The organism is Actinocorallia lasiicapitis, assembly GCF_054778695.1.
Window position 1 is genome coordinate 1 of the sequence record NZ_BAAGZI010000340.1, and the last position, 6,531, is coordinate 6,531.

Genomic DNA, 6,531 nt, shown 5'->3' on the forward strand with positions numbered 1-6,531 from the left:
CGCCGGTCGCGCCGCCGTGGAAGAGCAGATGCAGCCGGGGGCCGACGAGATCGGCGAAGGCCGCCGCGTCCGCCAGTCCGGTCGCCGCGTCGGCGCCCGGCTCGTGGCTCATGACGCCGAGCCGCAGCCAGCCCTCGTCCTGGTACTTGCGGAGCTGCTCGGCGAACCACGCGGTCTGCTCGGCCCCGAGCCTGCCGTCGCGGTCCTCCGCGCGGTGGCTGATCGCCATCGTCGAGTTGAGGCCCGCGACGACCACCCGCAGCTCCGGCAGGACGAACAGCGACCACGGCTGGGACGCCTCGAACCCGATGGAGTCGAGCCCCTGGTAGAACCCCTTGAAGACCTTCTCGAAGTAGCGCCACTTCTGCCAGTACGGCGGCTGCGGCGCGACGTCGTCGGCCTCGCAGTTGTTGAAGTACGCCCGGCAGGCCGCGCGGCTGACGTCCCGCTCCCCCGGGACGATCACGAACCGCTGGGGTTCGAGCCGCAGCAGCTCTCTGAGCCCCTGCAGGAAGGTCGAGCAGATGTCTGCCTCGCGGCGGCTGCCGGTGGCGGTGAGGCCGCCGTCGATCACGACGAGATCGGGCCGCGGCACCCCGTGCGACGCCCGGAGCGCCTCCAGATCGCTCATGATCGTCGCCTGGAGTTCGGCGGGCAGCGGGACGCCCGGGCCGCCGAACCCGGGCCCCGGCAGATGCAGGACGACCAGTTCCGACCGCGGGTCGGGGCCCGTGTCCTCGGACTCCGCCGCCACCCCCGGGTAGTCGGGGCGCACCTGCTGCCGGTGCCTGACCGGCTCCGGTGCCTCCTCCCGCAGCGCGGGGAACGGGGGCGCGGGGAAGTCGTGCGGGTAGAGCTGCCGCTGCGCCGGTTTCGCGCGGCCGGTGAGCGCGGCGTTGATCCGCTGGATCAGCATGTTCCTCGCCAGTTCGCCGTCGCGGATGCCGACCAGGTCCACATAGGTGATGGAGGCGAGCAGCCCGTCAAGGCGGCATTCTTCGATACGAACGGGTATGAGCCGGTTTCCCACGTCCGAACGGAGCGCCGCCTGCCATTCCGTGCGGCCGTAACGGGAGCGCAGATAAGTGTCGGAGAGGATCGCGATCATCACGGTGGCCTCGCGGACCGCGCGATCCATGAAATCGATGAAATTGGTGCCGGGAACGAAATCCCAGACCTGAAGCAGCGTGCGGTGACCTGCGGCTTCGAGCTCCCAGGCCATCCAGGTGGCCCAGGCTTCGTCGGCGGGCGAGTAGCTGATGAAGAAGAACTCCCCGCCCTGCTGCGGACCGGACATGCCCTCGCTTCGCATGGACGCATTATTCTACAGTGACCACTGAGACGGTAGGGCCATTTCGGTCGGCAGCGAATTCAGCGGAGAACCGACCGTTAAAAGGCGATCACGGAAAAGGCGAGGTGACCTTGTTCGTTGCCGGCGTCCATGGAATCTGGAACTACCGCTACTACACGAAACACGCCGAGGACGCGGCCGGGGAGCTCGGCCGCAAGTGGCTGGAGTCGGTGGCGGGCGGGCTCGGCGGGCTCGACCCCGCCGTACCGCCGCCGGCGGAGCTGCCCGTCGCCTACTACGCGGACTGCCTGGCCAGAGGTGTGCCGATGGGCGCGGACTCCCCCGAGACCCTCGAGCCCGACGCGCAGCGGATCTTCTCCGGCTGGGTCGGCCACCTCGCCGGGGCGGACGCCTCGACCGCGCAGGCCGCGTGGAGCCGTCATCTGGTGAAGCGGCAGGCCGAGTGGCTCACCCGCGAGCACGGCTCGGCGGCCACCCTGCTCATCGCCCTGCTCAGCCGGGAACTGGCCACCTACTTCTCGCCCCAGCACGCCGACCGGCGCGCACGGTGCTGGTCACGGCTGGAAGCGGTGCTGGAGCGGCACCGGCCCCGGGTGCTCATCGCCCACTCGCTGGGCAGCGTCGTCGCTTATGAGACCCTGCACCGACGGCCCGACCTGCGCGTACAGCGGCTGATCACCCTCGGCAGCCCGCTCTCAGTGCCGCATGTGGTGTTCCACCGGCTGCTCCCCTCCCCCGGCGCGCGCGGGACCAAGCCGCCGGGCGTCGGGGACTGGATCAACATCGCGGACGTCGGCGACCCCGTCTCCCACCCGGCCGAACGCTTCACCGAGTTCTTCGACGGCGTCTCCCACGACCACCAGATCTCGATCCACCGCTTCGACCCGCACTCAGCCGTCCACTACCTGCGGACACCGGCGCTGGCGAGCGCCCTGGCCCCCTATCTCGGCTAGCCCGCCGGGACGACGACGGCGTCCTCGGCGGACCAGCCGAAACGGACCGGGGTGCCGGGGGCGTCCGCGACCGTGCCCGAGGTGACGGCCTCGACGGGGCGGACGACCGCGGGGACCTCGATCGTCATCCGGGAGGCGCCGCCGAAGAAACTCGTGTCCAGGACCGTGCCGGCGAGCGGGCCGTCCGGGTCGAGGGCGATGCGCTCCGGACGGACCGCGAGGATCGCCTTGGCGCCGGGGGCGAGGTCGCCCGGCGGCGGGCACGGCAGGACGCCCAGGCCGTCGACCTCGAAACCCCGTTCCCCGACAACGCCGTCGAAGAGGTTGTTGGCGCCGACGAAACCGGCGACGAACCGGGTGCGGGGCCGCTGGTAGAGCGGGACGGGCGCGTCGACCTGCTCGACCCGGCCCGCGTTGAACACCGCGACCCGGTCGGCCAGGGACAGCGCCTCCTCCTGGTCGTGGGTGACCACGACGAAGGTGATGCCGACCTCGTGCTGGAGCCGCTTCAGCTCCAGCTGCATCTCGGCGCGCACCTGCTTGTCCAGGGCCGACAGCGGCTCGTCGAGCAGCAGCAGGCGGGGGCGTTTGACGATCGCGCGGGCCAGGGCGACGCGCTGCTGCTGGCCGCCGGAGAGCTGGTGCGGGCGGCGGCGCGCGGTGGCCGTCAGGCCGATCGTCTCCAGGGCGTCCGCGACCCGCTCGCGCACCTCCGCCTTGGGCAGCTTCTCCCGCTCCAGCCCGTAGGCGATGTTCTTCTCGACCGTCAGGTGCGGGAAGAGCGCGTAGGACTGGAACATCAGGTTGACCGGGCGGCGGTGCGGCGGGAACGCGAGCAGGTCGGCGCCGTCGAGGGTGACGGCGCCCTCGTCCGGGCGGTCGAAGCCGGCGAGGATCCGCAGCAGGGTGGTCTTGCCGCAGCCCGACGGTCCGAGCAGGGCGAAGAACTCGCCCTGGGCGATGTCGAGGGTGACGTCGTCGAGGGCGGTCACGTCGCCGAAGCGGCGGGTGACGCCCTGCACGCTCAGCAGGGTCATGCGGTTCCTAACGGAGAGAGTGTTCAGCGGAGGGAGTCGGTGAGCCGGGTGAGGCGCTGGGCGAGGATCACGACCGTGAAACTGACCGCCAGCAGCACGGTGGCCAGGGCGTTGATCTCGGGTGTGACGCCGAAGCGGACCATCGAGTAGATGACGATCGGCAGCGTCGGATCCTTCGGCCCGGCGGTGAAGAACGCGATCACGAACTCGTCGACGGACAGGGTGAACGCCAGCAGCGCACCGGCGACGATCCCCGGCATCAGCCCCGGCAGCGTGATCCGCAGGAAGGTCGTCACCGGGCCGGCGCCCAGATCGCGGGAGGCCTCCTCCAGCGAGGTGTCGGCGTGCGACAGCCGGGTCCGCACCACGGTCGCGACGAACGCCATCCCGAACACGGTGTGGGCCAGCAGGACCGAGTGCAGCCCGAGGCTCGCCTGGACGAGGGTGTAGAAGGCGAGCAGCCCGATGGCCAGGACCAGATCGGGCAGGATCGCGGGCAGCGTGGCCAGCGCGGTCAGCAGCCGCGACCTGGTGTGCCTGGCCAGCCCGACGGCCAGCAGCGTGCCGAGCACGGTCGACAGGGCCGTCGCGCCGGACGCGACGATCAGCGTGTTGACCAGGCCCTCGCGGATCGCCTGGTCGCGTGCCAGCTCGCCGTACCAGGACGTGCTGAAACCGCCCCCCGAGTAGGGCGTGTCGGCGGCGTTGAACGACATGGCCACGAGCACCGCGATCGGCGCGTACAGGAACAGGTACGTCAGCCAGAACGGCCCGTACATCCAACGACCCTCACGCATGGTCGCCCTCCCCCGAGAAGCGGCGCGCGGCCCACGCCTGCACCGTCAGCAGCACGATCAGCACGGCGACGACGCTCAGCGCGAGCACCGAGCCGAACGGCCAGTCGCGTGCCTTGAGGAACTGGTCGCGGATCAGGTTGCCGACCATGATCTGCTTGCCGCCGCCGAGCAGCTCGGGGATGACGAAGTTGCCGAGCGACGGCACGAACACGAACACGCAGCCGGTCAGCACGCCCGGCAGGGTCAGCGGGAGCGTGACCGACAGGAAGGTCCTGGCGGGCGCGGCCCCGAGGTTCGCCGACGCCTCGCGCAACTGCGGGTCGAGCCGTTCGATCGCCGAGTACAGCGGCAGGATCATCAACGGCAGATACGCGTAGAGCAGGCCCGTGACGATCGCGCCGTCGGTGTACAGCAGCTCCAGCGGCCGGTCGACGACGCCCAGATCGGTCAGCGCCGAGTTGACCAGGCCCTGGGAGTTGAGCAGCACGATCCAGGCGTAGGTGCGGATCAGGAAGTTCGTCCAGAACGGCAGGACGACCGCGACCAGCGCGAGCGCCTTCCACTTCGCGGGCAGCCGTGCGATCACGTACGCCGTCGGGTAGCCGATCACCAGCGCGATCAGTGTGGTGATCAGCGCCAGTTTCACCGACTGGAGCAGCACGTCGGTGTAGATCGGGTCGGCCGCGCGGGTGAAGTTCTCGCCGGTCGTCTCGTAGACGATCCCGCCGTAGCGCCCGCGCTTGAAGATCGTGTAGCCGAGCACGAGGGCCAGCGGCACGACCAGGAAGACCAGCAGGTAGGCCAGGCCGGGGCCGAGCAGCACCAGCGGCTCGGCCCTGAACCTGCGGACCCGGGAGATCACTTGGCCGCGACCTCGGTGGCGATCCGGGTGTAGTCGGGCCCCGCGTCGCCGAGGTCGACCAGGCCCTCGCCCTTGACCAGCTCGGCGGGGGTCATCGCCAGCTGCGGGTAGCTCTTGAGCAGCGCGGGGTCGACCTTCGCCATGGCGGCGGCGTTCGGGACCTTGTACAGGATGTTCGCGACGGCCCAGCTGTGCACCTCGGGGTCGAGGATGTAGTCGATCAGGGCGTGCGCGGCCTCCTTGTTCTTCGACGACTTCAGGATCACCATCGTGTCGACCCAGAGGTCGCTGCCCTCCTTGGGCACGACGAACTTGACGTCTTTCTGGTCGGTCGGGCACCAGCCGTCCCAGGCCTCGGCGAGGGCGGACTCACCGGACTTGAGCCGGTCGCCGAAGGTGGTGTCGTCGAAGGCGAGCAGGTTCTCCTTGGCCTTCACCAGCGACGCCTTGACCTGGTCGAGCTGGGCCTTGTCCTGGGTGTTGGCGGAGAAGCCGAGCGACTTCTGCGCGGGCAGCATCAGCCAGCGCTCGGTCGCCAGCATGGTGATCTTCTTCTTCAGGGCGGGCTTCGGGGTCAGCAGGTCGTTCCAGCTGTCCGGGTCGTAGCCGGTGAGGTCGCGCCGGTAACACAGGCCCGTGGTGCCCCAGGTGTAGGGCACCGAGTACTTGTTGCCCTTGTCGTAGGCCAGCTGGGTGGCCTCGGGCGACAGGTTCTTCAGGTTCGGGATCAGCTCGGGGTGGATCGGTTCGAGCAGGCCCTGCTCGGCGAGCGCCTGGGCGTACTGGCCGGACACGAAGGCGACGTCGATGCCGCTGTCGCCGCCGGCGGTCAGCTTGGCGACGATCTCCTCGTTGGTGGCGTGCTTGGTGACCGTGACGGACGGGCCCGCCTTCGCCTTGAACTTCGCCGGCAGATCTTCCGGCATGTACTTGTCCCAGTTGGAGACCGTGAGCGTCTGCTTGCTCAGGTCGGCCGACGGATTGAGCTGGTCGGGCGCGGCGGAGCCTTCGGGAGTGGAGGAGCCGCCACAAGCGGCGAGGGACAGGGCGAGAGCCGCGGTGAGCGTCGCGGCCGACATGCGCAGCATGTCGACACCACCTTCCGGGTCGGGGGGACAGCGGATGGACGCCGAGTGTTGCATCTAGCCTCAACATCGACAAGACTTCTCCCGGCCTGATGAGGTTTATTCTTTGTTACGGAACTGAATTTGGATTCAACAGATGTGGTGGCCCCGGACGGGGTCCCGAAGCCCTTCACGGCGCGGGATCTCGCCCCCCTGCCCGTGCTCGCCGACCCCGCCGAGCGGGTGATCCCGGACGACCAGACCCATCGGTCGGTGATCGTCGGCGATCGGCTGGTCGTCAAGTGGTTCACCCCGCCGATGCCGCCGCCGCACCGCGCCCTGGACGTGCTGGAACGGCTGGCCGCGGCGGGGTTCACCGACACCGCGCGTCCTTACCGCGCGGTGTTCGGCCCCGACGGCACGCTCGTCGCCTCCGTCACCGCCGTCCTGCCGGACGCCGCCGACCGATGGCGCTGGTGCGTGGAGGCGGCGCTCGCCGACGCGTC

General features: G+C 70.0%; 7 protein-coding genes. 2 read left to right on the plus strand and 5 right to left on the minus strand.

From position 1 onward, the window contains the following. Window positions 1-1,312 (minus strand): TIR domain-containing protein (locus tag ACYVE7_RS26830; RefSeq protein ID WP_460368360.1); only part of this gene is annotated, 1,312 nt, incomplete at its 3' end. A gap of 104 nt (window positions 1,313-1,416) precedes the next feature. Here ACYVE7_RS26830 and ACYVE7_RS26835 point away from each other — a divergent pair. Then, window positions 1,417-2,265 (plus strand): lipase family protein, encoded by an 849-nt coding sequence (locus tag ACYVE7_RS26835; RefSeq protein ID WP_460368362.1) that lies wholly within the window; start codon window positions 1,417-1,419, stop codon window positions 2,263-2,265. Here ACYVE7_RS26835 and ACYVE7_RS26840 read toward each other — a convergent pair. The 4 genes from ACYVE7_RS26840 to ACYVE7_RS26855 are packed head-to-tail and all read right to left on the minus strand — an operon-like array spanning window position 2,262 to window position 6,049. Next, window positions 2,262-3,302, minus strand: a complete 1,041-nt coding sequence (locus ACYVE7_RS26840) for an ABC transporter ATP-binding protein (protein ID WP_460368364.1) — start codon at window positions 3,300-3,302, stop codon at window positions 2,262-2,264. The two genes, ACYVE7_RS26835 and ACYVE7_RS26840, sit on opposite strands and share 4 nt — an antisense overlap. Window positions 3,303-3,325: 23 nt before the next feature. Beyond that, window positions 3,326-4,099, minus strand: coding sequence for an ABC transporter permease (locus ACYVE7_RS26845; protein WP_460368366.1), 774 nt, complete (start codon window positions 4,097-4,099; stop codon window positions 3,326-3,328). After that, a complete protein-coding gene (locus ACYVE7_RS26850) occupies window positions 4,092-4,961 on the minus strand; it encodes an ABC transporter permease (RefSeq protein WP_460368368.1) in 870 nt (289 codons plus the stop codon). The genes ACYVE7_RS26845 and ACYVE7_RS26850 overlap by 8 nt, the downstream gene beginning before the upstream one ends. Then, complete coding sequence (locus ACYVE7_RS26855; RefSeq protein WP_460368370.1) at window positions 4,958-6,049, minus strand: polyamine ABC transporter substrate-binding protein; 1,092 nt, start codon at window positions 6,047-6,049, stop codon at window positions 4,958-4,960. Before ACYVE7_RS26855 ends, ACYVE7_RS26850 begins: the two co-directional genes overlap by 4 nt. A gap of 120 nt (window positions 6,050-6,169) precedes the next feature. On the opposite strand from ACYVE7_RS26855, the gene ACYVE7_RS26860 reads away from it, so the two are divergent. Continuing rightward, the coding region (locus ACYVE7_RS26860) for a hypothetical protein (protein WP_460368372.1) at window positions 6,170-6,531 on the plus strand (362 nt) is incomplete at its 3' end.

Coding starts and splice junctions, on each gene's coding strand:
- ACYVE7_RS26840 (WP_460368364.1), bottom strand. CDS start 3,302: ATGACCCTGCTGAGCGTGCAGGGCGTCACCCGCCGCTTCGGCGACGTG.
- ACYVE7_RS26845 (WP_460368366.1), bottom strand. CDS start 4,099: ATGCGTGAGGGTCGTTGGATGTACGGGCCGTTCTGGCTGACGTACCTG.
- ACYVE7_RS26855 (WP_460368370.1), bottom strand. CDS start 6,049: ATGCTGCGCATGTCGGCCGCGACGCTCACCGCGGCTCTCGCCCTGTCC.